The sequence below is a fragment of the Flavobacteriales bacterium genome (assembly GCA_016704485.1).
GTDB lineage: Bacteria > Bacteroidota > Bacteroidia > Flavobacteriales_F > PHOS-HE28 > PHOS-HE28.
In genome coordinates this window covers 867,463-894,168 of sequence record JADJAA010000002.1, presented here as the reverse complement: position 1 = coordinate 894,168, position 26,706 = coordinate 867,463, and the positions used below count along the sequence as shown (strand labels likewise).

Sequence of the window (26,706 nt, the reverse complement as noted above, 5' to 3'; positions counted from 1 at the left end):
CCGTCCGCTGTTGTTCCTTTGGGGCAACGCAACCATGAGAGACACAGCCAAATTCGCTCAGACGATCAATGAAGGGAATACGTTCAAGGGCGATAGCATTTTATTGGGAGGGGCGCTTTTGAACGGCGAAGTACCGTCGAACGCATACGTACGCGTGCCGCTTCGCACGATGAACCGGCATGGACTGATCTGCGGTTCTACAGGCAGCGGAAAGACCAAAACATTGCAAGTGATCAGTGAGCAACTTTCGCTGAAAGGTGTTCCTGTATTGCTTATGGATGTTAAAGGCGATCTGAGCGGGATAGCAGCCCCTGGGAATCCTCACCCAAAGATCGATGAACGCCATGCCAAATTGGGATTTGCCTATGAACCGCAGGCCATGCCAGTGGAATTACTGACACTTAGTAACGAACCAGGTGCGCGATTGCGTGCTACGGTGAGCGAATTTGGCCCTGTCCTGCTTGGGCGCATTCTGGAATTGAACGATACGCAAGGCAGTATCCTTTCACTGATCTTCAAGTATTGCGATGATAATGCCTTGCCCTTGCTCGATATCAAGGATCTGCGCCGAATGCTCCAATTCGTTACCGGCGAAGGCAAGGACCAGATCGAAAAAGAATACGGACAGGTTTCTTCTGCATCGGTGAATGTGATCATGCGTAAGCTGATCGAGATCGAACAACAAGGCGCCGAGGTGTTTTTCGGCGAGCGTAGTTTCGATGCGGAAGACCTGCTAATGACAAAGAATGGTAAAGGTATAGTACACATCGTGCGATTAGTTGATATTCAAGGAAAACCGCGCCTTTTCAGTACGTTCATGCTTTCTCTGCTAGCAGAGATCTACGCAAAATTCCCGGAGGTCGGCGATCCAGAAAAGCCGAAACTGGTGATCTTCATCGATGAAGCGCATTTGATCTTCGACACAGCGACCAAAGCGCTATTGGAGCAGATCGAGACCATCATAAAACTGATCCGATCAAAAGGTGTGGGCATCTATTTCTGCACACAGGATCCGAGCGATGTTCCGGAAAGCGTCCTAGGTCAATTGGGATTGAAGGTGCAACACTCGCTACGCGCCTTTACGGCCAAGGACCGCACCACGATCAAGAAAACTGCGCAGAATTATCCGATCACTGAATTCTATGATACCGAAGAACTCATTACATCACTTGGTATCGGAGAAGCCTTGGTGACGGCATTGAGCGAAAAGGGAAACCCTACGCCACTCGCGCATACTTTGCTACGTGCGCCATTGTCGCGAATGGATGTCTTAAGCGAATTGGAGATCAATAGGTTGGTTGCAAGTAGTACGCTTGTGAAGAAATACAACGAAGAGATCGATCGTGAAAGCGCGTTCGAGATCCTGGAGAAACGGTTAAAGGACCATGTGGAAGTTGAGGCAGAGGAGAACATCTCGACTCCGCTCGATGAACGAAAAAGGAAGGAAGAAAAAGAAGAGCCCAGCACACTGGAGAAGCTCAGCAAGAACACAATGGTGCGCCAGATCGGTAGAACTGCGTCCTCAGTGTTGATGCGTGGGTTGCTTGGGTGGCTCGGTGTTAAACCAAAACGTCGGTGATCATGAATAATACGATCCAAATTTGTTCAATGGCCCTGCTCATAATGATCGGCTGCGGGGTTCCGGCCAATGGCAGCAAGGTTTCCGAAGTGTCACCTGTTCCTGATGGAGGGAATGAGGTTGAACTAGTATCGATCGCAGGCCAGCGGATCTTTAGCTATAACGTGGAAAATCTCTTCGATACCAAGGCTGATCGATCGATCAACGATCAGGACTTTACGCCAGAGGGTAAATTGAATTGGACCAACGAGCGGTACAAGACCAAGCTGGAGCATCTAGCAGAGGCGATCTCCTGGACCGGAAGCGAATTGCCCATACTGATCAGCTTGGAGGAGGTAGAGAACAGGCAAGTGGTCGAGGACCTTGCGCGGACACTGCCGCTAAAGGGATATTCGATCGTCCATCACGATTCGCCGGATGAACGCGGGATCGATGTGGCCCTGCTTGTAAGGGATGGATATACGCAAGTGCTGAGCGAGGAGGCGTTGAGTGTTACGATCCATGGCGATAGGACCCGCGACGTTCTGTACGTTGAATTGGGCTTAGCGAAAGGGGAGATACTCCATGTGTTGGTGAGCCACTGGCCAAGTCGGCATGGAGGGCAGGAGAACAGCGAACCGAAACGCATGGCAGCTGCGAACGCGGTTCGGCAAAAAGTAGATGATATTCTTACCAAGGATGCGAATGCACAGATCATGATCATGGGCGACCTCAATGATAGCCCTTCTGACCGGAGCGTGAAAGAAGGCCTCGGTGCAGTTTGCGATCTTAGCGCCACGGCTGATCTATTCGACTTGATGTGCATTGATACGCCTAAGGGTCATGGGTCCTACAATTACCAAGGCAAATGGTCCTATTTGGATCAGATGATCGTAAGCCGGGCTTTTCTACCCAAAGTGAAAGGCGCCAAGGCCTTGTGGGATGATCGCCTCTTATTCGAACATCCGCGTAACGGGAAAAGCCCGGATAGAACTTACGCTGGCGATAGATACAAAGGCGGGTACAGCGATCACCTGCCAGTGGTACTGGAGCTGAATTAATTCATGGGGGTCGGCGTCATTTGGCCTTCAGCACTTATATGTTCCTGTCCGTTGTCCAATTGTGTCTTTGTTACTGAATTGCAGCGTGAAGACACTTTCACAACAGTATGATCATAGTTGGATGCGTTTGAATTGCCCGGAGATCAGTACAGTGCAGTGGATAAAGATCATTCATGCGGTTGATCATTGACCCGATCAAGGGATAGTTTGGCTGCCCTTATGCCACGCTCAAAAAAGACCTCCGGCCCAACAGCCTGTAAACTTGTACAAGTACTCGGTGAGAGTATCAAGCCAGGCGAACATGTTACGTTGGACATGCAAGTGGCCAAGTTGTATACCCGCACGCAGGTCGATATCCCCGTTGTAGTTCACCGTGCAAAGGAAGAGGGGCCTACGATCCTGATCATGGCGGCATTGCATGGGGATGAAGTAACCGGCATAGAGATCGCTCGGCGCATGCTCGTGGCTTTGCAACGGAGGCCATTGGACCGTGGTACGTTGATCGCGATCCCGGTATTGAATGTATTCGGCTTCTTGGCCATGCAACGCGAAATGCCTGATGGCCGTGATCTGAACCGCTGCTTTCCAGGTAGTGCACAGGGCTCGTTGGCCGCAAGGTTGGCGCATACGCTCGTAAAAGACGTGATGCCCGCAGCAGATGTTGTGATCGACCTGCATGCCGGTGGTGCCCACCGAATGAACTACCCCCAAGTGCGCTATACACAAGGCGACAAACATGCGTTGGACCTTGCACGCTTGTTCGATCCACCTGTGATCCTGCGAGCAAAGCAGATCGCGGGTACGTTGCGGAGCCATTTGGCGAACAAGGACAAACCCTATTTGCTGTTCGAAGGCGGGGCATCCAAACAATTCGATGACCTGACCAGAGAGGAAGGGGTTCGTGGCATCAGCAGAGTGCTGATGGGTTTGAACATGTGGGACCAAATACCCAGGACCGCACGTGGTGCGCAGGAGTTGACCAGCTCAAAATGGATCCGGGCCAACGACTCCGGGCTTCTGGATATCATCGTAACCAATGGTGCGGAAGTGAAGAAAGGGGACGTATTGGCCTATATCAACGATCCCTATGGTAAATCATTGAATAAAATACGGGCACCCTTCAACGGTCAGATCATATGCGTGAACACTTCTCCCGTGGTGAACCAAGGTGATGCGCTTTTTCATTTGGGGCGCAGCATCTAGGATCGATCAGGTTCCTACATATTACGATCGACCAGTTTAGGTTGATCTGTTTGGGTATAGCGATCCTACGAGTAAAATAAGATTCCAATATGAACTTCATTGTAGAATGTGTTCCAGGTCATTGGAGTTAAGGAGTGATCTACCTTGCGCCTCTGCCAGAAATGAGGCGTAACAAGATCATTCCCAGTAATTCCCAAAAACCAGATCCCTGATCATGAATAACATTACGAAGTTCGGTTTTTCTGCAGCGCTGATCGGCTTGTCCGTATCGGTGTTTGCCCAATCTCAATCGCCGCGCATATTCGTGGTGGAAGAAGCGACCCAGGCTTCCTGCCCACCTTGTGCAGCACTTAATCCTGCATTGCATTCACTTCTGAATGCAAACTCCACTAAAAGCCTACTCGTGGCCTATCAGGTCTGGTGGCCTGGAGTAGATGCGATGTATAATGACAACATTCCCGAAGTGCAATCACGCATCAATACCTACTACCCCGATGTGAACAGTGCGCCAGGAGTTATAGTGAATGGTTCATCCGGTGCGCAGTCCACCTCCTATGTTACGCAAGCACGCATCAACACCAGGTATGCAGAGTCATCGGAAATTGACATTACATTGAATGCTTCCATCACGGGCACTATGCTCACCATCACTGGTTCACTTTACGCTACGCAAGCTGTAACCGGCGACCTGAAATTGCGTTTGATCATTACAGAAAAGGAAGTGCTGGAATTCGAACTGGCTTTCCCAGGCTCCAATACAGAAACCGAATTCGCTCACGTGTTCAAGAAGTTCGTGAATGGTCCTGCTGGGATCTCATTGAGCAATAGCTGGAACCCAGGCGATAGCTACACGATCAATGAAACATTCGACCTGAGCACATTGAATATCTACCACTACCCGGACCTGGAAGTAGTTGCGTTGGTGCAGGACGATGACGATAAATTCATTCTTCAAGCTGCTGTTGTGGATCACTTGCATATCACCCTGCCGAACACGAATACAGCTTCCATCAATTGGATGTACAGTCTTCCTGCAAGGGTATGTGCAGGACCCAATGACATTGCACCTATCGTTAAGTTGAAGAATACCGGTAATGATAGTTTGACCTCGGTTGCGATCAACTACAGTGTGAATGGCGGAACCCCTGCGGTCTACAATTGGACGGGCTCATTGTCACCGTTGGAGCGGGAATATGTTACGCTACCAAGTATGAATTTCGAAGCAGTAACTTCCAATATTGTGAATGCAACCACCTCGAACCCGAACGGTGCTGCCGACGACGACACTTCGGATGATAGCTATGATGCCGATCCGATCGATCTGGCACCTACCTCTGATAACTGGGTGACCGTGAAAGTACGTACGGATGGCTGGGGAAATGAAGTGTATTGGGAGGTCCGCAACAGCGGTGGAACGGTGGTCATGTCCGGTGGTAACCCGAATGTTGGAACCACCAATATCGGTATAGGTACAGGGGCTCCTGCAGCTCACCCGAATGCATACGGTAACAACACATTGTACGAGATCGTTGTACCAATTGATGCTTCGGATTGCTACACTTACCATATCACCGACTTTTACGGCGATGGGCTCTTGACCGGAGGATACTTCAGGGTTTACGACAACGCCAATACGCAGATCATCGGCGGGTCTGGATCCTACACGGAAGTTATTGACGTTTACAACGGAGTTCAATATGTGGGTATCGATGAGATCGCTGTTGCGAACTCACTCACTTTGTTCCCGAACCCTGTTGCAGATATGGCTACCATTTCCTTCGATCTGAATGAGAATGCGAAAGCTTTTGTTGAAGTGTTGGCGCTTACTGGCCAAGCAGTTTACACACAGAACTTCGGATCACTAGCTTCTGGTGCACACATCAAGACTTTGGACCTTTCTTCATTGAGTAATGGTGCCTACATGGTACGCATCACCTTCAATGATCAAGTGGTGAACACCAAGATCACGGTGGCTCACTAAGGAACTACTTCTTACGTTAAAAGGCCTGGTCGGATTTCGACCGGGCCTTTTTTTGTGGGTGGCGTCCATACACCGGAAAAATGAGCTATTTGTTTGAATTAGTGCTCTTGAACCCTACGATAGGTTTGTGTTTCCCTTTCTTTTCCTCAGTGATCTCCGCCAGCAACCGACGGTTCTCTTCTTCTTCACGCATCCGACGGAGTTGACCAAAGATCGCTTTGATGTCCCGACTGTTATGGGAGACTTTTCCGCGTATTTTTTCCAAGATCAGTAACAGATCCTTGTTATTCGCAAGTAGCTCACGCATCTTTGTAAATACCCGTATCACTTGGATGTTAACTGCAATCGCAGCTGGACTTTTCAATACGCTGGATAGCATCAACACACCGTGCTCATTGAAGCAGAACGGAGCATAGCGCAGACCCATAGTGTCCTTGGAATGGGGCTGTCTCGAAAGGGATGGCCCCTTCTTGTTTTGATGGGGATTGGATGTGGTGCTGATTCAGAGACCTACCAGATCGGGATTATTTGCGGCCTTGCCCGTGTAAAGGACAGGACCGAACCCAAGGCACTTTTTAGACGTTCCTCAGCCCTTTTTTGAAGGATCCTGACCAACTTCTTCAGGTTGATCGCAGTTGCAAGTAGTCCGGTTTCCAAGGCGACTTTGTCGAGTCCCCTTAGCATGAACCGGGTGAAGCCTTTGTTCTGCTTGAGGTTACCGAAGGCCGATTCCACTTCCACCGGTCTAGCGCTTCGGTGCATTAGACCTTCTTCGCTGGTGAGCTTTTCTCGGGCTTGGGCTTTAAGTTCGTTAAGCCGATGGTTCACTTCGATGATCCGGTTACCCTTGGCCTTGTGGCAAACACCATTCATGGGGCATGTGGCGCAGTTGCTTGCTTGGTAGCGCGATACGGTTTGCACATACCCGGCCTTTGTTGTTGAGCGCTGGTCACCGATATGCCGCATGGGCTGGCCTATGGGGCAGGTATACTCGTTCCTTGCAGCGTTGTAGTGGAGTCTGTTTTGTACAAAGGGTGTTTTTCCCAGTAGCTCTTTTGTTGTTCACGGTGGAAGTAGTTGTACTTCACAAAAGCCTCCACGCCCTCGCCTTCCAAGTATTCGTAATTCTGCTCCGAGCCATAGCTCCGCCATGCGGCGGACCACAGCCGCTTGGGGCAGTTTGCCCAACTGGGCTTGTAGTTCCTTGTAGTGGGGGATCAGTGTCTTGGTGTCGGTGGTGTCCTGATGTAGGCTGTAGTGTATGATGAACTGGTTCTGGGTGCTCCATTGCACGTTGTAGCCGGCCTTGAGTTGTCCGTTGCCCATGTGGTCGTCCTTCATGCGCATGAAGGTGGCTCCGCGATCGGTCTTCGAGTAGCTACCGCGCTCGCCCAAGATGGACTCTTGCATCTTGTACTTGCGCACGTTGTCCGGCCAGTTCCTCTTGGCGTAAGAGAGCTTTTGCTTGGTCTTCGGATCGATCTTCTTGTCCTTGAGCGCGGCGTTGATCGCATCAATGGTCTGGGCCACTTTCTTCGGGTCGAGTTCTTCCATCTCACCGGGGTCATCGCCCTGTAGTTCTTCAGCGGCTACTCCTTGGGTGTAGTTCCAGAGCTCCTCCAACTGGGCTTTCATTTTCTTCTTGTTGGTGGCAATGCTCTTGGCCCAAACGAAGGTGTACTTATTGGCATTGGCCTCGATCTTGGTGCCATCGGTGTACACTGCTTTGAGATCCACATGACCCGCTTCCATCAACAACAGAACCACTTGGCTGAACACTTCTTTGATGTGGTTCTTGAGCCGCTGGGCACGGAACCGATTGACCGTGTGGTGATCCGGACGCTTCATCCCGGCAAGCCACATGAAATGGATGTTCTCCTGGATCGCTGCCTCGATCTTACGCGAGGAGTAGATGTTGTTCAGGTAAGCATAGACCAATACCTTGAGCAACATACGCGGGTGGTAACTAGAGGTGCCGCCACCCTTGTACGTGTCGGCCAGCGAACCGATGTCGATCTGGTCGATAACCGAACCAACTACACGTACGGCATGTGTCTTTGAGATGAGTTCTTCCAACGATGGTGGCAAGAGCATCGCTTGACTCGGGTCGTAGTCCTTGAACACGACTTTTCTTTGTGAAGCCATGCCCGAAGGTCGATCACCCAAAACGAGTTGTCAAGATCAACTTCCAACGGCTTTTCAACAAAATGAAAAGGGCTGCCTCTTTTGAGACAGCCCCATGTTCGAACTCTTCTTTGTTCATCTCGAACATGAAGTCGTCCGGAAAGCGGTCAAGGTTACGCCGAACGGCCTGCTTGAGCGCCTTGGTCGGTACATCGTAAAGTTCTGCAAGATTGCGGTCCAACATCAGTTCAACAGTTGTCCTGATCACTGTTCTTTCCTTTCAGTCCCGCAGGGTCGCCGTTGGCAGACCCGGCGGAGGCTTGGTCGCGATTCACCCTGCGATGGTTTAACGTTTAACGACGCAAGGTCGTCCGCCAAAACCCGGACAGACCCGGCGGTGGCTTGGCGCGTGGGTTACGGTTTACTTATTCTATGTTAAAAACAAGCATAACGTAAAGTTTTTTTCAGGCATTAGGACTCCAGCCATGAACCAAGGATGAGGCCCACCCTTGATCCATGTTGTTGGCCGTTGCCATCATGCCTATCCCTGTTAGGTTGCTCTTCAGCAGAGCCTGCTTCCGTTTGGACACGACATACGAAGTACGGCAATCCGATCAATTCTGCACTAATTGCCGCTGCTCATAGGGCCGGTTGTTGCGGATCACGGCGCAAACACAATGGATGATCTTATTACGGACCGCATTGACAACCAATATCGGCTTCTTGCCTTCAGATACTTTGCGTTGGAAGTAGACCTTTAATTCTCCTTCGCGTTGCACGTTGGCAAGTGCAGCCATGTGGAGCATGGTCTTAAGGATCTTGTTGGCTTGATGTGATACTTGCGTTCGTCCGCGAATACTGCTACCAGAACTACGCTCAAATGGAGCTACACCAGCATGACATGCCAGTTCGCGTGGGTTCGTAAATCGATGGAAGCCATCGGTGAGCGCGATCAAATAGCTCGCTAATTGTGGGCCTACGCCGGGGATCGTGAGCAACAGGTTGTATTGTTCACTGGTTATATCATCGGCTTTGATCTGTGCCATGATCAGTTGCTCTACGCGTATCACGGCACGATCCGAAGCAACGATCAAACGCTTGTCAAGTTGGTCGAACGCCTTTTTAATGTCCTTGTCCATGTAGCGGTTCAGGTCCGAGAGATGCTTCTTGTACATGGCTCTGACGCGAACCAAGTGTTGCCTACGTGTGAGCAGGTGCTTGAGTTTATCGAGCTTGAGGTTCTGTGCTGTGAACAAACGTGTTTTCTCTCGAAATGTGCGTGCGTATTGCGCGATCCGCAAAGCGTCCACTTTGTCGTTCTTCACACGCTTGATGCCCATGCTCTTTTGTATATCGAGCGGGTGCGCCAACCAAGCATGCCAGTGCTGCTCCACGATCAGATTAAGCAACATCAACGTATAGTGCCCGGTAGGTTCCAAACACACTAGGCATTCCCCGGTGTCAACTCCGTATCGTTTCTTCCAGCTGTTCATTAGCGTCATTACGGCTGTACGACCATTGCTTACTTGCAAGCTCTCCAAGTGAACACCGTGTTCATCGAGCAATGCGAAATCCAAGGTTGCACTGCTCACATCGATACCGATCCAATGCTTCATTTTCGTTTACTTTGAGGTTCAACAAATGATCGCTGTTGAGGCTGAGCGACAGGTCCGATGCTCCATGACTCTAATAGGCCCTTACGCCTAGCATTCTATCCGAGCCTTAGACCTGAGAAAGCCAGAGGTACCCATAAGTCTCTTAGGGCTTTAACCCTAGCTGCGGAGTTGGTTCACCCCTGGCTTGGCTCAGTTCTCTTCAGTGATCTATCGACATCTAAGAAAATAGTTCCTTAGTGACGATGCAATACTAGAGCCTGCGTGGGTTTAGGGTTTGGCTCCTAGATAATACGCAGGACTTTCGTTCGAAACAAGCGATACGATACTCTCGCGTTCATCCAATTGACCGAAAATACAACAAGCGCGAAGAGGAATCCGCTTCCGTCAACTATCCAAGGAAAGTCGAGTTTATACGAATGACGAAAGACTAATGCAGATATGGAAAGAACGATGCCCAGAAGGCATAAAATTCGAACAACAACTGAATACATGGGGTTCACCTTAACGACAATGGTCAGTGATTCTTTGTTCGAAGCGACCTCTCCAGAGAAAATCACGTACTCCGGAAGCGGAGGATCCAGATTCACTATGGAGAACCGCTGATTCATTACATCAACATTGCCAGCAATACCGCCTTTACCCAGAAATCCGCTAAAAAATACAACGGGCGGTTGTGGTTGAACAATTCGAGAAAGACGCTCCACGAGTTTATGCACATTGTCTGCGCCCTGTATCAATATTGCCTTCATTGTTGGGCAGTATTTATGGTTCGCTCGATAGCGATTGCATTCTCGTTGTATTGTCGAATGCTCACATCACCGGGTGCAGTCATGCCTTCTATCGCCTTAAACCTCTGTAGGGTCTGTCCGGGCTTTGGCGGACGACCCTGCAGTTCACTAGCGTAAAGGTGAAGCCTTTCAACACGATCCAATTCCATTGCACGGCAAGATACTATCATATGTACTCTGTCCGAGATTAACGCGAATGCAACCGCGGCATTATGTCCACCTGCAATGCACGCCATTCGCCGTGGGAATTGCGGCTCGTTGGAGCGAATTCCATTTTGGCCAAAGACCTAGAACAATTAACTTAAATGGCAACGTGGCGTAGCGTTTACCCCTTCAACACCTTCCCAGCATCCAGCATATCCTTAATGCCGCCTACGCTGCTTAATACGCCGGTGGCCTCGTATGGGATGTAGACCACCTTATTGTTCTGGCCACTGGTCATTTCAGCTAAGGTTTCCAAGTAGCGCATGGCTATGAGGTAGTTCGCGGGGTCGGCTTTGGTACCGCCAATGGCCTGCGTTACCAGCTTAATGGCTTCAGCTTCACCTTGGGCACGGCGGATCCGGGCTTGTGCATCACCTTCTGCTTCCAGGATCTGTGCTTGTTTCTGTCCTTCGGCCTCATTGATCTGCTTCTGCTGTACACCTTCTGCCTGTAGGATCACGGCGCGCTTGGTTCCTTCGGCATCAATGATCTGCGCACGCTTGTCACGCTCAGCACGCATCTGTTTTTCCATCGCTTCGCGGATGTCGCGCGGTGGGTTGATGTCCTGCAATTCCACACGATTCACCTTTACACCCCATTTGTTACTGGCATCATCCAGAATGTTGCGCAGCTTAGCATTGATCGTATCACGACTTGTTAAGCACTCGTCCAGATCCAATTCACCAATAACGTTACGGAGCGTTGTTTGGGTGAGCTTTTCAATGGCCAACGGCAGATTCTCGATCTCGTACATCGCTTTGATCGGATCCATTACTTGGAAGTAGAGCAGGGCATTGATCTCTGTACCAACGTTGTCTTTCGTGATCACATTCTGCTTCGCGAAATCATAAACCGTTTCACGCATGTCGATGCGCTCTTTCTTGATCAGTTGCACATATCGGTTACCATCAGGAAGGTCGCGGCTTAAGCGGTAGGTAATGGGCCGTGGCTTGTCCAGGATCGGTATCAGAATGTTGAACCCGGCGCTTAGCGTCTTGTGGTAACGACCAAGGCGTTCGATCACCATGGTCTCGCTTTGTTGTACGATCCGTACGCCTTTGGCAATTACAAAGACCACCAAGAGGGCTATGAGAATAGGAATAACGAGGGAAGCGTCCATGGTTCAATTTGAGGTAAGGGGTTCTACAATTAGGGTGTTGCTTTCTACACGCACAACGGATACAAGATCACCCAAGTGCAATGCTTTGTCAGTTGTACACTCTGCGCGCCAATCATCGCCACCAACATTCACGCGACCAAGACGAAGTCCCGGTTGGAAATCTTCCGTTACGCGACCGCGCTGGCCGATCAGCGCATCCACGTTCGTGCGCACGCCATTATCTTTCCACATGCGCTTCATTAGGATCGGGCGAATAGTGAAAAAGGCCACCAATGATAGAGCAGAGAAGGTGATCAATTGTGTGGCCGGTCCAAAGCCCAAGGCCGCTACGGCACTAGCGCCAACACAACCAATGCCCAAGCATACCAAAAAGAAGCCGGGAACGAAGATCTCCGCGATAACCATTAAGATGGCTATTCCTGCCCACCAGTGCCATTGAAAAAAATCCATGTGTTCCATTGTTCGTTGGTGAAGGTACGGGCTAATGAATTATCGTATCACGGTAGCTCGTACGAACGGTTTCCCCGCTTGAAGGGCGGATGCCCCCGTAGCCTGCGCATAGGTCGTTACCGAGTGTGGACCAATGTCGCACGGGATTTTGGGTATTGCTGCAATAGGGTACTTTCGTCGCTTGCTAGGTAAATGATAGGAATAGCTCTTTTTTCTGAATTGCGATGAAACCGGTGGTAAGCATCATTATGCCATGCCGGAACGAAGGGCCGTTCATTGAACTTGCAATTCATGATGCATTGGCGCAAGAGCGTGGTGAGTTCGAGCTCGAAGTGCTTGTAGCCGTAGGACCAAGTACCGACGATACGCATGCAAAAGTGCTCGCCTTAAGTAAGTCACATGCCGAAGTTCATCTGATCGAGAACCCAGCAGGAGTGGTGCCCCATGGCCTGAATGCTGCTATTCGAGGATCCAAGGGGAAGTATATCGTTCGGTTGGATGCACATTCGCGGTATCCGAATAATTATGTCACAACACTGATCGATGCTCTGGAACGGTTGAATGCCGAAAACGTTGGTGGTGTCTGGGACACGTTGCCCGCAAACGATTCGAATAAGGCGTGGGCCATCGCACAAGTGCTAAGCAGCAGTCTAGGCGTGGGGAATGCTCATTTCCGGACGGGAACAGATGCAGAGCGCGAGGTGGATACCGTGCCTTACGGATGTTTCAGGCGTGAATTGTTCGATCGGATCGGCTTTTTCGATGAGGAGTTGTTCCGGAATCAAGATGATGAACACAATGGCCGGATCATCAAGCATGGCGGTACCATCTTTCTTCTTCCGCAAATACATATCAAGTACTACACGAGGGATACGATCGCGAAATTGTGGCGCATGTACCGCGAATATGGCTTGTTCAAACCTTTGGTGAACCTGAAGCTCGGGGCCCCTGCAACATTCCGACAATTCGTGCCACCATTATTTGTTGCAGCGCTGGTCCTACTGCCGTTCTTGGCATTCGTGAATGTCCAGCTCATTTGGTTCTGGGTAGGTCTTATTGTTGTTTATTTCAGTGTGTTGAAGTTGACTTCCATTCGGATCGCATGGAGGGGAGATCGACTTGGAGCATATGTGTGGATGGTGATCGCGTTTTTTACCGTGCACGTTGCCTATGGAGTTGGCTATTGGCAAGGCATTTTTAAGTTCTTGCTGTTCCGTAGGAAATTGGATCCATCAACCATACGCACGAACCGTTGAACGCACGCGAACTTCGCTGACACATGTCGACCCGGGACAACTCCAGACTTACAGTGCTCATGCTTTCCGGGGCCAGTTCAGTGCATACCATCCGGTGGGCAAATGCTATGGCAGCCAAAGGCGTTGTGGTGCATCTGGTTACGCAGCATGATCCCGTGGATCCGCTTTTGCCGGAGGTCACAGTGCATCGGTTCCCGCACGTTAAAGGCCTTGGTTATATCCTGAACGGTCCACGGCTAAAACGATTAGTGCTCGAATTGCAGCCGGATGTGGTCAATGCACATTACGCTTCCGGATACGGCACGTTGGCCCGTTGGGTAGGTAAAACACCGTTGGTCCTGAATGTCTGGGGGAGCGATGTGTATCAATTTCCGGAGGAAGGACCGGTGCAACTGCGCTTGCTGCGCGATAATTTGAAACGGGCCGATAGGGTGGTTTCAACCAGTAAGGCAATGGCAGCAAGGGTTAGAGAAGTTTGTCCTGCCATTGCAGAGATCGACGTTGTTCCATTCGGCGTGGATACAGCTGTTTTCAGACCGAAACCGGAGCAGGCCACAGAGCGAAAAGCACTGGTCGTTGGAACGGTGAAGTCGCTTGCCGATACATACGGAATAGATCTTTTGATAGAAGCATTTTCATTGCTCAGCAAGGACATGGAACCATTGCCCATTCTACGGTTGGTGGGTTCTGGACCGCAGGAAGAGGAGCTTCGCGCGCTGGTGCAAAAAAAGGGTTTAACGGATCGGGTCACCTTCGTTCCGCGTGTAGCACATGACAAAGTCCCGGATGAACTAGCAAAGTTGGATGTGTACGTGGCGTTGAGTCGACAGGAGAGTTTCGGTGTAGCCGTTATTGAGGCTTCGGCTAGTGAACTTCCTGTGGTTGTAAGTAACGTTGGCGGGCTACCCGAAGTTGTAGTTGATGCTTCCACCGGATATCTGGTCCCTGCAAATGACCCCGCCAGTGCCGCTCTACGAATTGCCGAACTGTTGGCTTCAGAGGATCTTCGTGGCCGCATGGGGAAGGCCGGTCGTTTATTTGTAGAGCAGGATTATGGTTGGAACGCATCCGTGGATCGAATGCTCGGTGTGCTGCACGCAGCAGTTCGCCGTAAAACCTGAACAAGGACAGTGAGGAGTGCAATTCCTTTTGCTCATCCACGTATGGTGGAATAGTAAGAAAGATGTCGGCACACCAGCTAACGCGCGGTCGACGTAGAAAACGTTCATCCGTCCAGCCTGCCTACATTTGGCCGGAACCCGAATGAAAGCGCTTATTCCACTAACCACCTACACGTATATGCACAGGTCATTATATGGCCGTATTCATGCTGTTGGCACCGGTAAGGTTGAACGAACGCAGTGACCATGGAGCGCGTTTACGTACAGATCGAACCCGGTTCGGATAGCCAGTATTATTGGCGTGATATCTGGCAATACCGAGGATTGCTTCTCTTCCTTGCATGGCGGGACGTGATGGTGCGTTACAAACAGACGACCATCGGCATTCTCTGGGTGTTGCTTCGGCCGCTGATCACGTTGGGGGCTATGTATGCCATTGGTTGGTTGTTCGGCAGTAATGTGCCGGAAGGCGTACCCCGTATCCTTATGGTCGCTGCTGCTACGTTGCCTTGGCAGTTCTTTGCTTCGGCCTTTGGTGAATCAGCGAACTCGTTGATCGCCAATTCCAACCTGCTTACTAAAGTGTATTTCCCGCGGCTTATCTTACCGCTTAGTACCATATTGGTGAGCCTCATCGACCTGTTCGTTGCATTCGTGATCCTGCTTGTGCTCATGGCGTTGTATGCCTACATGCCCGGTTGGGAGATCGTATTCCTACCCGTTTTCCTGCTGCTCGCGTTGGTCGGTGCACTTGGCGCTGGACTATTCATTGCAGCGCTCAATGTTAAATACCGCGACTTCCGCTACGTGGTTCCTGTGATCATCCAATTCGGCTTATACATAACGCCAGTGGCTTTCTCCAGTTCCGATATCTATGGCAATCCGAACATTCCAGCGGCCATTAAAACCCTTTACGCTTGCAACCCAATGGTCGCGGTGATCGATGGGTTCCGGTATTCACTATTCGGTGGCAGCATGGTCATCAATTGGCCAGGCTTTATTATCAGCACTGCGGTCAGCTTGATCATGGTGGTATTGGGTGTATGGTATTTCCGCCGCACGGAAAAAGGGTTTGCGGACGTGATCTGAACATGGCAGGAACCATCATAGAGGTCACGGACCTGGGCAAGAAATTCACCTTGCACCACAAGCAACAAGAACGCTATACCGCACTGCGCGATGTGCTTTCCAATAAAGCGCGCGGCCTGTTCAAGAGTGGATCAAGCCCAGCTACCAAAAGCGAATTCTGGGCGCTGAAGGACCTTTCGTTCAATGTGAACGAAGGTGATAGATTAGGTATTATTGGTCGGAACGGTGCTGGTAAAAGCACCCTGCTCAAGATCCTCAGCCGTATTGTTTCCCCAACTACCGGGAACATCAAGATCGGTGGTCGGTTATCTTCCTTGTTGGAAGTGGGAACCGGTTTTCATCCGGAATTGAGCGGTCGGGAGAACATCTACCTCAACGGTGCCATTCTCGGCATGTCCCGCGCAGAGATCAATGCCAAGTTCGATGAGATCGTGGCATTCGCTGAAGTGGAGAAATTCCTGGATACGCCTGTCAAACGATACAGCAGCGGTATGTATGTGCGACTGGCTTTTGCCGTGGCAGCGCACCTGGAACCGGAGATCCTGGTGGTGGATGAAGTACTGGCCGTTGGCGATGCCGAATTCCAACGCAAATGCTTGGGCAAGATGAAAGAGGTTTCTGAAGGTGGCCGCACCATTCTCTTCGTGTCCCATAACATGGCTGCGATCCAGAATTTGTGTACCACGGCGATCTACCTCAAGCAAGGTCAACTGGTTCAACAGGGGCCGACTGACCAAGTGATCTCTCGGTATTTGAGCGATGCAGCCGCAACCGCTCGAGTGGATCTTGGTGCAAGAAAAGACCGGCAAGGCAACGGTGCGATCCGCTTCAAGGAATTCATGTTGACCAATGACCGCAATGAACCGATCGCTGCCGCGCAATCCGGCTCTTCGGTCGTGCTTCAGTTCAGTTACGAAGCTCCTGTTCCGATCCGAGACCTGCATGTAGCCGTGGGTATCGACGATCAGTATGGTCAACGGATCACACACATGAGCAATGACGTTGCGGGCATGGAACTAAGCACAACGAATCGGAACGGGTATGTGTCCATTCGCATTCCCAAATGCCCGTTGCGCAAGGGGAATTACGCGTTCACATTGTTCAGTAGAGCAAATGGTGAGATCGCGGATTACCTCCTCAACGCTGGTACCTTCCATGTGGAAGGCGGTGATTTCTTCGGGACCGGTAGGGCTTCGGATGACGACCAAGGTGCCTTCTTCGTTGAACATACCTTTGAGGTTGTTTGACCGTTATGCTTCGCCATGAACCGCACCAGATCATATGGACCAATTGATGCCTGTTCTTTCCTGCATGACCCTAGTGTTTCACGGCCGTGATCTTTCAGAAACATGTACCTATAGGAAACGATAGATGGAATTGGCGCCGATCGTTGTTTTCGCATACAAGCGTCCGGCTGAGCTTCAGCGGATGCTACGGTCGCTTGCCACCAATGCTGAAGCCGCAGAAAGTCACTTGATCCTGTTCTGCGATGGCCCCAAAGCGAATGCTTCGTACATGGATCGCGTAGGGATAGAAAAGGTGCACGCAATTGCGAACAACGTTATGGGCTTCAGAAAGTTGGAAGTGATCGAAGCGCCGGAGAATAAAGGCCTGGCCCGTTCCGTGATCGATGGGGTTACGCACGCTACCAATACATACGGACGTGTGATCGTAGTAGAAGATGATGCTGTGCTTTCGCCGCATTTTCTGCATTTCATGAACGGCGCTTTGAATGCCTATGCTACCAACGAGAACGTCTTTTCAGTTGGTTCATGGAATTATTACGCAGATCCCGAAGGTGTGGATGAGACCTATTTCAGCCGGTATCCGGATAGCTTGGCGTGGGCCACATGGAAACGCAGCTGGGATCTGTTCGAACAGGATGGTGCCGCGCTCTTGACCAAGTTGAAGGAAAAGGATCTGCTAAAGACCCTGGACGGCGATGGTAACGTGAAGTATTTCAGTGAAATGCTGAAGGCTCAAGTGAAAGGAGCAATTGATAGTTGGGCCATCCGCTGGACAGCGAGCTGTGTGCTACATGGAAAACTGAATGTGTTCCCGCGCATGTCCATGGCTCTGAACAGGGGTTTCGGTGATTCCGCTACCCATGAAAAAGGTGATGTTACGTATTATGATGGACTGGCCCTTGCAACAAAGCCGGTGGCCATTTTTTCGCAAGAGGTAATTGGATCGGAACAAGCCTTCAATGATTGGGTCTATTTTGTTGGCCAACACTTTGAAGGAGGAAGTGATACCTCTTTGAAAACGCGCATCTGGCGGGCAATGCCGACGAGCTTAAAGGAATGGAACGCTCGTCGAAAAGCGCAGGTAACGCCGAGCCCGAAGCAACTGGAGTTTGAACCAGTAGGTCGTGAGTTCGTTTTTGATCTCGGCCTTCTGGTGGATCGCTATTATATCGAAGCGTTCCTTCGATCCCAACATGCACGGATCTCAGGCCGTGTGATGGAGGTCGAAGAGCCGTTGTACACGAAGAAACTCGGTAAGAGCGTATCACGATCAACCGTTCTGAAGAGTACAGGACAAGCTGTTGATGGTATTTGGATCGGTGATCTCACAAAACCGGAAACGCTTCCCGAAGGTGAAGTGGACGTATTCATCTGCACACGAACGCTGAACTTCAGCTACGAGCATCACGCAGCGGTTCAAGGCATATATCATGCGCTGGAAAAGGGTGGTGTTGCGCTCATTACAGTGGCTGGCTTAGTTCCAATAAGTCGCAATGATGTTGATCGTTCGAGTGATATTTGGCGTTATACCGCACAAAGTGTTTTGCGCATGTTCGAGGATGTGTTCGGAAAGGGGAATGTGGAAGTAGTTAGTTACGGAAATTCGTATGCCGCAGCATGCTTGGCCAAAGGATTTGCTGTTGAAGAGTATGATGTTGATCTTCTGAACAAAGAGGATGCGGATCATCCGGTAGTGATCGGAATTGTAGCGCATAAACCGAAATGAGGAGCCTGATCAGTCGCATAATCAAAGGTAAGCCTACGGAAGAGGCTGCGTTGATCAATCAGGCGAACGCTTTTCCGCGGTACACGCCCACAACGGTGAATTTTCGGCACTACACGCTACAGGTTACGGATATGCTGTCGGTAGCTTGGCAGATCCATGAATTCTTCGCCGATGAACGAATGAAGTTCTTCGCCACCAATGACCAACCCTTGATCGTGGATTGTGGTGCGAATGTGGGCGTTTCATTGATCTATTACAAAGCGCTGTATCCGCAAGCACGCGTTATCGCTTTCGAGCCTGATCCAGCAGTTTTCAAGTGCCTTGAACAGAACGTGCAGCAGAATGATCTACAAAGGATCGACCTTCACCAAAAAGCAGTCTGGGTGAATGCCGATGGTGTTTCGTTCGGTAGCGATGGTGCGGATGGCGGTTCGATCCACAACGCGAAGGGACGTGCTAAGGTCCCTACTATACGTTTGCGGGATCTACTGCTCCAACACGAGCGCATCGATCTATTGAAAGTGGATATAGAGGGTGCCGAGACCAAGGTGCTACTCGATTGCGATGATGCCTTGCAGCGCATTCGATATCTCTACGTTGAATACCACTCGTTCAGCGATCAGGATCAGGAATTACACACGCTGCTTGCCGTTCTGGCGAAGAATGGTTTCCGCTATTATGTGGAGCGGGTGGGGCCCAAGCATCAACATCCGTTCGCAGGCATGAAGCCCGCAGAAATGGATATGCAACTGGATATCCATGCCATTCGCCAATAAACTGAAGGATCGGTTGAGACCGGTGGTGCGTCGCGTAAGGACTGGCGCGAATACAACCTTATATGGCAATTGTTCCGTGTTGCTCTACCATCGCGTTATCAAACTGGAGAGCGATCCACAACAGCTCTCCGTTGATCCCGACAAGTTCAATGATCACTTGGTATTTCTCAAAAAGAATTACAACGTTCTTTCTGTCCAGCAATTCGATCGCCACTTGATCGATCAGACCAAGTTCCCGGAAAATGCTGTTCTGCTCACCTTCGATGATGGCTATGCGGATAACCACCATTACGCCCTACCATTGTTGGAAGAACATGGTCTTCAAGCATTGTTCTACATCGCCAGTGGTTACATCGGCAGCCAGCGTGAATTCTGGTGGGACGAATTGGAACGGCTCCTGCTGTTGAACCCTGAAATGCCGGGAACACTAACCTCGAGCATTGAACGGATCGGACCATTTTGGGATACGTTACCTAGCCCAACGGAACTGCGTGTGATCTACGAACGATCCTTGGAAGAACTGCGCGGTTTGCCCAGCATACAGCGCGATGCATTGCTCGGAAAATTGCGGGTCGCCTTACACGATAGCGGACAACGTGAAAGTCATTTGCCTATGACGGAAGATGAATTGCGTGCATTCGCAACATCACCCAGCGTAGTGATCGGTGCGCATACCGTTGGACACCCTTCATTGGCACGGCTAGCAGAAGATGAGCAACGCATGGAGATCACGCAGTCGAAACAACAATTGGAGAAACTCTTGGGTAATGTGGTTCCGTATTTCTCATATCCCTTCGGAACGGGTGCGGATTTCAATCCGGTGACAACACGACTCGCCAAGGACGCGGGTTTCGATCACGTGGCAGCGAACTTCCCGGGTGGAGTGCATGCACGTTCACCGAGGTTTTCATTTCCACGTTTCCTTGTCCGGAATTGGGATACGAGGGAATTTGCTCGGAATATGTCCGAATTTCGCAAGCAATGAAGGTGGTTCACCTTAATACCAGTGATTTCGGCGGAGCCGCTATGGCCGCTATCCAATTGCATCAAGCGCTATTGGATCAAGGTGTTGAGAGTGATCTGCTCACGTTGAACAAGACCCGGAACGATATCCAACGACATCACCGTGTTGCGCCTTTCTCGCTATTTGCTATTCCACTTGCGGCACGTGTCACTTACAAAGCTCGACGGTTGATCGAAGTGGTCGGTCTTGTACGGGACCAGCACAACGCTCCGGACAATAAGAACCTGTTCGGTAGGCCGGAAGAACGGGAGATCTTTACGTTGCCCTACTCGTTCTTTCCAATATGGAAACATCCATTGGTAAAAGCAGCTGATGTGGTCCACCTGCACTGGGTGAGCTACGGAATGATCGATCATCGTGAGTTCTTTCGCAATTGTGATAAACCGATCATATGGACCATGCACGACATGAACCCATTCACGGGTGGCTGCCATCATTCGGATGAATGCTTCGGTTATCAGTCCGATTGCCCCGTGTGTCCGCAGCTTAAGGACCATGCGCTTGCGCAACATTATTGGACCTATAAGAAGCGTGGTATGTATCAGGTCGAGAAGCAGAATATGAGGCTGGTAGCGCCTTCCAAGTGGCTTGCGGATAAAGCCAAGTTGAGTGTGATGCTTGGGAGCCGGCAGATCGAAGTGATCCCGAATGGATTCGATACCACGGTTTTTCGTGTCCAGGATAAGCTAGAAGCTCGCAAAGCCTTGGACTTACATGCGGATAAAAAGATCATCCTATTCAATTCACTTGATGTGGATAATGAGCGGAAAGGGGCAGGATTGCTCAACGCGGCACTCGATCAACTCGGCCATAATGATGCGGTTCTTGTTCGCATTGGAGGAAAGAATGGTGGATCCACGCGATCGAACCATACGATCGACACGGGATACATCGAAGACCCAATGGTGCTGGCCCAGTACTACGCAGCTACGGATGTGTTCGTACTTCCTTCTTCCGCGGAAAATCTACCGAATACGATCAGTGAGGCACTGTTATGCGGCTGCCCGGTGGTCGCGTTCAACGTTGGTGGTATCCCTGAACAGATCAACCCGGAAAATGGCATGCTTGTTACGGAACGCGAGCCTGCTATATTGAGTGCAGCCATTCGCGAGGCGCTTCAACGTTCTTGGAATTCAAGCGCTATTTCAGCTGCGGCTGTAGCGCGCTATGATCGCCGCGAAATTGCACGAACCTATTCTGAGCTGTACAAGTTCTGATCCAACGTGGAGCAACTCACGATCATAACCATTTGCCGCAATGACCGCGCTGGTCTGGAACGCACGTTCGCCAGTGTATTCGGGCAAAACTCACGGGCATTCGAATTCGTAGTGATCGATGGCGCCAGTTCGGATGGCAGTGTGGACCTGATCACCAAAAGTGCAGAACGCATAACCAAATGGATAAGCGAACCCGATGCGGGGATCTACGATGCGCAGAATAAAGGGTGGCGAATGGCTCACACCCCGTTCGTGTTGTTCATGAATGCAGGAGATACGTTCGCTTCGCATACCGTTCTGGAGCAATGTCTACCGTTGCTTACGGATCAGGTTGACATTGTTTACGGCGATGCGGAATTGAGTGATGCCGCAGGAACATACGCGACCAAACATCATCCGACCGAAATGACCTCGGCCTATTTGATGAAAGAAACGGTGGCGCATCAATCACAGTTCATTCGCAGAGCGCGTTTGGAAGCATTGGGTGGTTATGATCTGCGTTATCCCATTGCGGCGGACTATGCATTCTTCGCCGAACTATTCTGGAAGCATGATCCTACGCTGTTACATGCAGGTCTGGTCGTGAGCCGATTCGATACGACCGGTGCCAGTTCTGATCCTACCCGTAAGCTTCAGGTCGCCGCAGAACGCAAAGCGATCCAACGCCGGTTCGCACCCAAGGTCTGGTTCAAGGTGTATCATGCCTATGCCGCATTGAACCGCATGATCGGAAGATGAACAGCCCTGCACCGATCGTTTCCGTGATCATTGCCACGTATAATTACGGCCGGTACATTACTGATGCGTTGAGGTCGGTGCAAGCGCAAACCATGCAGGACTGGGAGTGTATCATTATTGATGATGCCAGCACCGATAATACGGCAAGTGTTGTTTCTTCATTGATCGAAAGAGATCCACGCTTCACATACGTCCAATTGCCCGCGAACGGCGGCGTTTCTGCGGCAAGGAATCACGGATTGCAACGCGCCAAGGGCGAGTTCATCCAATTGTTGGATGCCGATGATCTCCTTGCGCCTCTTAAGTTGCAAGTGCATGTGGACGCTATGCGCAGCGAGCCGGAATTGGGTGTGGTCTATTCGGATTTCTATCATTTCACTGACCCGACCATAAGTGGGCGGGTAGGTGAGTACCGGGCCGATGAAAAGCTGAATGGCGCGCGAGATCGCGTTGTCGCGCGATTGATCCATGGCAATGTTTTCCGACTGAATACAGCCCTTTTCCGACGTAGCGCATTGGACCGGATCCATGGTTTTCGCAAAGAATTCCGGTACATTGAGGACTGGGACTTCTGGTTCCGTATGGCAGCCCATGGAACACGTTTCCGGTTTTTGGACAAGTCCGAAGCGATCAGTGGTGTGCGTAGGACCCAAGGTAGTTTAAGCAAGGACCTACCCGCCATGCGCAGCCACCAATTACCCGTGCGCCAGGATCTTTGGGTATCCGTACCACTTTCATTCAAGAACAAGATCATGTTGTTGGTCCGGTATTGTGATTTCCTACTCCAAATGCTCTTCGTACACCGTGAACCGATACGCATCAATGACACTGGGAAATACCCATTCTTGTTTTATGTGGCGATCACCTCCCTATTGATCTTGCCGTTCTGGCTGTTGTTGACCATCTTCGTTCGGACGTGGAGGAAATGAACAAAGCGCAAGCCAACAAAGAGATCGAAGGACAGGACGAAATAGCTCCGGTTCTATCGTTCATCGTGGTGAGCTACAATACACGGGATATTCTCGGAAATTGCCTGGCATCTATCCAAGCGCATGTTACTAGATCGTATGAAGTGATCGTGATCGACAATGCCTCTTCGGATGGTTCACCAGAACTGGTTGGATCAGATCATTCCAATGTTGTTCTTATCCGAAGTGATGTGAACCTCGGTTTCTCCGCAGCGAACAACCTCGGCATGGAGCGTGCGAAAGGGAAGTACTTGATCCTCCTGAATTCCGATACGGTAATTACTCCGAACAGTATCGGAACGTGGCTTGATGCGCATGAACTAGCCAATGCCACGATCTCTGGCCCAACGCTTGTGTACTTGAACGGAAGCCAACAAACCAGTGCATGGAAAGTACCACGACCACTGGATTCCGCGCTCGAAGCGGTTTTCCTTCATCGGTTGTTCGGTCGCCGCGGTTATCCCATGGAAATACCTAAGGAAGGGCGTGAGGTCGGTTTCATTTCAGGCGCCGCAATGCTTTTTCATCGTTCGGTATTTCTGGAATTAGGTGGGCTGGATCCGATCCTGTTCTGGATGGAAGATGTGGACCTGTGCGTGCGCATTACGCGAGGTGGTGGAACCTGCTGGCAATTCCGAACGCCGCCTATCATCCATATCGGTGGACAAAGCTCAGCGAAAGAGCCTTCCCGCATGATCAGCAATCAATTGATAAGCCGGATCAAATTCACTCGAAAGCACCGTAATGGGATCGCATCATTCGTAGTTGCAAGATCGGTGTACATACAGGTGATCACGCGGATCTTAGGGTTCGGGTTCATAAGTCTTTTTCGAAACGAACCGCGCGCAAAAGCATACCGTTATACTTTCGGTAAACTGAATCGTTACCTGTTCCAAAGCGACACATCGATCTGAAAACGCTCACACAGGATTCACTCTTTTCCATGGCCTTTTGGGCCTGGTTGCTGGTATGCACACTGCTGCCGATCAGCGGGGCGTGGCTACCGGTACCACTCGCGATCGCGCTACTCCTGGGTATTGTTCTGGCAATCCGCTCACGCTCCCTTCCGGATCTGCAATTGATCTGGCCATTGTTCGCGTTTTATGCGCTGCATCTAGTAGGTATGGCATGGACCACGGATATCGATTTTGGGCTGTTCGACCTACAGATCAAATTGGGACTGGTGCTTTTGCCTTTCGCGGTATGGCCTTTGGTGCAACGAGTTCCTGATCTGTTGCATAAGAGCATGGTGGCGTTTTCACTTGGTATGGTGGTGGCCATGATCCTGGGTTTTTCGAAAGCCTGGAACTGTTACACCGATTCCGGATTGTTCAATTGTTTCAGTCAAAGCACGTTCTCGTTCGATCTGCATCCCAGCTACACGTCTTGGTACGGCTGTTGGATAATAGCCTATTGGGGCTACCGGTTGTTGCACGGTGAGGTCACAGGCTTTCCGCGATGGCTGACTGTCGCTTTCAGCGTAGTAACGTTCCTATGGATAACGATGCTTGCCAGCAAGAGCGGGATCATTGGTCTTGGCTTGGTGCTTGTTTTCCTCTGTTACGTGGTAGTAATGCGCATCAAAGGGAGAACGCGATCGATCCTATTAGGTACGGCATTAGCGCTCGTCGGTGGAGCGGTCTGGTTACAAGGACCTTTGGTGAAAGCCCGGATGGCCAGCGGTGTGAATGCTATCAAGAATGCGTTCGCCGGTGATCCTGCGATGTACACCAGCACGGATGGTAGCGATATGCGCACCGTGGTTTGGCTGTGCAGTATAGAACGTCTGCAACAGGAACCCTTCGGAGCCGGCACAGGGGATATCAAGCATGCATTAATGGATTGTTATCGCTCCAGAGGCGCCGTGGAAGCCGAAAAGCGGAATTTGAACAGTCACGGACAATTCCTGCAAGGTGGGGTAGCCTTGGGCTGGCCGGGCCTTATTGTTGCATTGCTCATTTTCATATGGCCATGTTACCTAGCATGGCGGCGAAAGGACCTGTTATTGGTGGTTTTTGCCATGTTGTTCGTCGTGAACGCTGCGGTGGAATCGGTCCTTGAAGTGCAAGCGGGCGTAGTGTTCTTTGGTGCATTGCTCGGGTTGTTACAAAGAGTGCGACCTTTACGGTCCGACCTTATCGATCGACAACCAGTCTCCGCATGATCCCGTTTTCTCCCCCCAGAATAGATGATATTACCATCAAGGCCGTGGAAGATGCACTCCGCAGCGGATGGATCACTACAGGGCCTAGGACCAAGGAATTCGAAATACAACTTACCAAATACCTTGGCGCTGAGAAAGTGATCGCATTGAACAGCTGGACCAATGCCTGTGAATTGGTGCTGCGTTGGTATGGGATAGGCCCTGGTGATGAAGTGATCGTTCCCGCTTACACCTATTGCGCAACGGCGAACATTGTGATGCATGTTGGTGCGAAACCTGTAATGGTTGATGTTCTTGATGACTTCACCATGGACCCAGAAGCCGTGCGCAAGGCCATAACGCAGCGGACAAAGTGTATTATTCCAGTTGATATCGGTGGATTACCTGCGAGGGTTGAGGAGATCAAGCGCATAGCGGAAGAAATGTGCGCCTATTTCACGCCAGCGGTGAATCTCCGCGTGGCAGGTAGCAATCCGCAGATGAGACTTGGTAGAGCGTTGGTGTTGTGTGATGCAGCCCATTCATTCGGTGCGCGAGTAGATGGGAAGCCGGTTGGTACCCAAGCAGATATTACCGGGTTCAGTTTTCATGCCGTGAAGAACCTTACAACGTCAGAGGGTGGGGCACTGGCTTTCAATCTGCCGGAGCCTTTCGATGTGGAGGAATTGTACGCATACATCAATGTAATGAGCCTGCATGGTCAAAGCAAGGATGCACTTGCCAAGACCAAGCCCGGTGCTTGGCGGTATGATGTTACACAGCCCGGCTATAAGTGCAATATGACGGATATACAAGCTGCCATTGGGCTTGTGGAATTGGCCCGATACGATAGCGAGACCATGCCGCGCAGGAAGAAAATATGCGCTCAATACGATAAGGCGTTCTCTTCGGATGACCGTTTCATCATTCCTGCGTTCACTGTTGAAAGGACCCCGATCAAAGCATCAACCGCCATTGGGTCGGATCATATTATTACGAACGAAAGCAGTTATCACTTGTACATGTTACGATTGGCAAGTGTAACAGAGGCACAGCGTGATGCCGTTATCGAGGCCATTTCCAAACGTGATGTGAGCGTGAACGTCCACTTTCAACCGTTACCGCTTTTGAGCTTCTACAAGAGCAAAGGATACCGCATCGAAGATTGTCCGAACGCCTACAAACACTATAGCTGTGAGATCAGTTTGCCAGTGTATTATGATCTTACCACTTCTCAAGTCGACCAAGTGGTGACCGCTGTAAAAGCCGCTGTTACCGAAGTACTGGAACGGTGAT

23 protein-coding genes and 1 pseudogene are annotated in these 26,706 nt (G+C 50.7%); 17 read left to right on the top strand and 7 right to left on the bottom strand.

The annotated features are described in order from the left end of the window. Positions 1–34 precede the first annotated feature (34 nt). The 4 genes from IPF95_14920 (at position 35) to IPF95_14905 (ending at position 5,803) form a co-directional block, all read left to right on the top strand. The gene (locus IPF95_14920; protein ID MBK6475979.1) at positions 35–1,579 is read left to right on the top strand and encodes a DUF853 family protein; all 1,545 of its coding nucleotides are present in this window, start codon (positions 35–37) and stop codon (positions 1,577–1,579) included. A gap of 29 nt (positions 1,580–1,608) precedes the next feature. Then, the gene (locus IPF95_14915) at positions 1,609–2,619 is read left to right on the top strand and encodes an endonuclease (GenBank protein MBK6475978.1); all 1,011 of its coding nucleotides are present in this window, start codon (positions 1,609–1,611) and stop codon (positions 2,617–2,619) included. A 219-nt stretch (positions 2,620–2,838) separates the two neighbouring features. Further along, positions 2,839–3,822 (top strand): succinylglutamate desuccinylase/aspartoacylase family protein, encoded by a 984-nt coding sequence (locus tag IPF95_14910; protein ID MBK6475977.1) that lies wholly within the window; start codon positions 2,839–2,841, stop codon positions 3,820–3,822. 214 nt (positions 3,823–4,036) lie between these two features. Then, positions 4,037–5,803, top strand: a complete 1,767-nt coding sequence (locus tag IPF95_14905) for a T9SS type A sorting domain-containing protein (GenBank protein MBK6475976.1) — start codon at positions 4,037–4,039, stop codon at positions 5,801–5,803. Between the two features lie 85 nt (positions 5,804–5,888). On the opposite strand, the gene IPF95_14900 is transcribed toward IPF95_14905, so the two are convergent. The 7 genes and pseudogenes from IPF95_14900 to IPF95_14870 form a co-directional block, all read right to left on the bottom strand. Beyond that, positions 5,889–6,230 (bottom strand): hypothetical protein, encoded by a 342-nt coding sequence (locus IPF95_14900; protein ID MBK6475975.1) that lies wholly within the window; start codon positions 6,228–6,230, stop codon positions 5,889–5,891. Positions 6,231–6,418: 188 nt separating this feature from the next. Next, positions 6,419–7,948: pseudogene (locus IPF95_14895) on the bottom strand (IS1182 family transposase). A gap of 13 nt (positions 7,949–7,961) precedes the next feature. After that, positions 7,962–8,171, bottom strand: a complete 210-nt coding sequence (locus tag IPF95_14890; protein MBK6475974.1) for an ORF6N domain-containing protein — start codon at positions 8,169–8,171, stop codon at positions 7,962–7,964. 370 nt (positions 8,172–8,541) lie between these two features. Further along, on the bottom strand, positions 8,542–9,543 hold the full coding sequence (locus tag IPF95_14885; protein ID MBK6475973.1) for an IS110 family transposase: 1,002 nt from the start codon (positions 9,541–9,543) through the stop codon (positions 8,542–8,544). A 281-nt stretch (positions 9,544–9,824) separates the two neighbouring features. Further along, on the bottom strand, positions 9,825–10,292 hold the full coding sequence (locus IPF95_14880) for a hypothetical protein (protein MBK6475972.1): 468 nt from the start codon (positions 10,290–10,292) through the stop codon (positions 9,825–9,827). Between the two features lie 364 nt (positions 10,293–10,656). Beyond that, on the bottom strand, positions 10,657–11,655 hold the full coding sequence (locus IPF95_14875; protein ID MBK6475971.1) for an SPFH/Band 7/PHB domain protein: 999 nt from the start codon (positions 11,653–11,655) through the stop codon (positions 10,657–10,659). A 3-nt stretch (positions 11,656–11,658) separates the two neighbouring features. Then, a complete protein-coding gene (locus IPF95_14870) occupies positions 11,659–12,114 on the bottom strand; it encodes an NfeD family protein (GenBank protein MBK6475970.1) in 456 nt (151 codons plus the stop codon). A gap of 215 nt (positions 12,115–12,329) precedes the next feature. On the opposite strand from IPF95_14870, the gene IPF95_14865 reads away from it, so the two are divergent. The 13 genes from IPF95_14865 to IPF95_14805 all read left to right on the top strand — a co-directional run bounded on the left by IPF95_14865 (position 12,330) and on the right by IPF95_14805 (position 26,705). Then, on the top strand, positions 12,330–13,361 hold the full coding sequence (locus tag IPF95_14865) for a glycosyltransferase family 2 protein (GenBank protein MBK6475969.1): 1,032 nt from the start codon (positions 12,330–12,332) through the stop codon (positions 13,359–13,361). A 59-nt stretch (positions 13,362–13,420) separates the two neighbouring features. Continuing rightward, entirely contained in the window at positions 13,421–14,482 is a 1,062-nt protein-coding gene (locus tag IPF95_14860) for a glycosyltransferase (protein ID MBK6475968.1), read from the top strand. A 246-nt stretch (positions 14,483–14,728) separates the two neighbouring features. Next, entirely contained in the window at positions 14,729–15,571 is an 843-nt protein-coding gene (locus IPF95_14855; protein ID MBK6475967.1) for an ABC transporter permease, read from the top strand. A 14-nt stretch (positions 15,572–15,585) separates the two neighbouring features. Then, a complete protein-coding gene (locus IPF95_14850; GenBank protein ID MBK6475966.1) occupies positions 15,586–16,818 on the top strand; it encodes an ABC transporter ATP-binding protein in 1,233 nt (410 codons plus the stop codon). 124 nt (positions 16,819–16,942) lie between these two features. Then, positions 16,943–18,544, top strand: coding sequence for a glycosyltransferase (locus IPF95_14845; GenBank protein MBK6475965.1), 1,602 nt, complete (start codon positions 16,943–16,945; stop codon positions 18,542–18,544). Beyond that, positions 18,541–19,320 (top strand): FkbM family methyltransferase, encoded by a 780-nt coding sequence (locus tag IPF95_14840; protein ID MBK6475964.1) that lies wholly within the window; start codon positions 18,541–18,543, stop codon positions 19,318–19,320. Before IPF95_14845 ends, IPF95_14840 begins: the two co-directional genes overlap by 4 nt. Then, positions 19,304–20,305, top strand: coding sequence for a polysaccharide deacetylase family protein (locus IPF95_14835; GenBank protein ID MBK6475963.1), 1,002 nt, complete (start codon positions 19,304–19,306; stop codon positions 20,303–20,305). Before IPF95_14840 ends, IPF95_14835 begins: the two co-directional genes overlap by 17 nt. Beyond that, complete coding sequence (locus IPF95_14830; GenBank protein ID MBK6475962.1) at positions 20,302–21,561, top strand: glycosyltransferase; 1,260 nt, start codon at positions 20,302–20,304, stop codon at positions 21,559–21,561. Before IPF95_14835 ends, IPF95_14830 begins: the two co-directional genes overlap by 4 nt. A gap of 6 nt (positions 21,562–21,567) precedes the next feature. Then, positions 21,568–22,299, top strand: coding sequence for a glycosyltransferase (locus IPF95_14825; GenBank protein MBK6475961.1), 732 nt, complete (start codon positions 21,568–21,570; stop codon positions 22,297–22,299). After that, positions 22,296–23,228 carry a glycosyltransferase family 2 protein gene (locus IPF95_14820; protein ID MBK6475960.1) on the top strand — a complete coding sequence of 311 codons (933 nt, stop codon included), beginning with the start codon at positions 22,296–22,298 and terminating at the stop codon, positions 23,226–23,228. The genes IPF95_14825 and IPF95_14820 overlap by 4 nt, the downstream gene beginning before the upstream one ends. Then, positions 23,225–24,181 (top strand): glycosyltransferase family 2 protein, encoded by a 957-nt coding sequence (locus IPF95_14815; GenBank protein ID MBK6475959.1) that lies wholly within the window; start codon positions 23,225–23,227, stop codon positions 24,179–24,181. Before IPF95_14820 ends, IPF95_14815 begins: the two co-directional genes overlap by 4 nt. 29 nt (positions 24,182–24,210) lie before the next feature. After that, on the top strand, positions 24,211–25,431 hold the full coding sequence (locus tag IPF95_14810) for an O-antigen ligase family protein (GenBank protein MBK6475958.1): 1,221 nt from the start codon (positions 24,211–24,213) through the stop codon (positions 25,429–25,431). After that, positions 25,428–26,705, top strand: a complete 1,278-nt coding sequence (locus IPF95_14805; protein ID MBK6475957.1) for a DegT/DnrJ/EryC1/StrS family aminotransferase — start codon at positions 25,428–25,430, stop codon at positions 26,703–26,705. Before IPF95_14810 ends, IPF95_14805 begins: the two co-directional genes overlap by 4 nt. The last annotated feature ends 1 nt before the right edge of the window (position 26,706 follow it).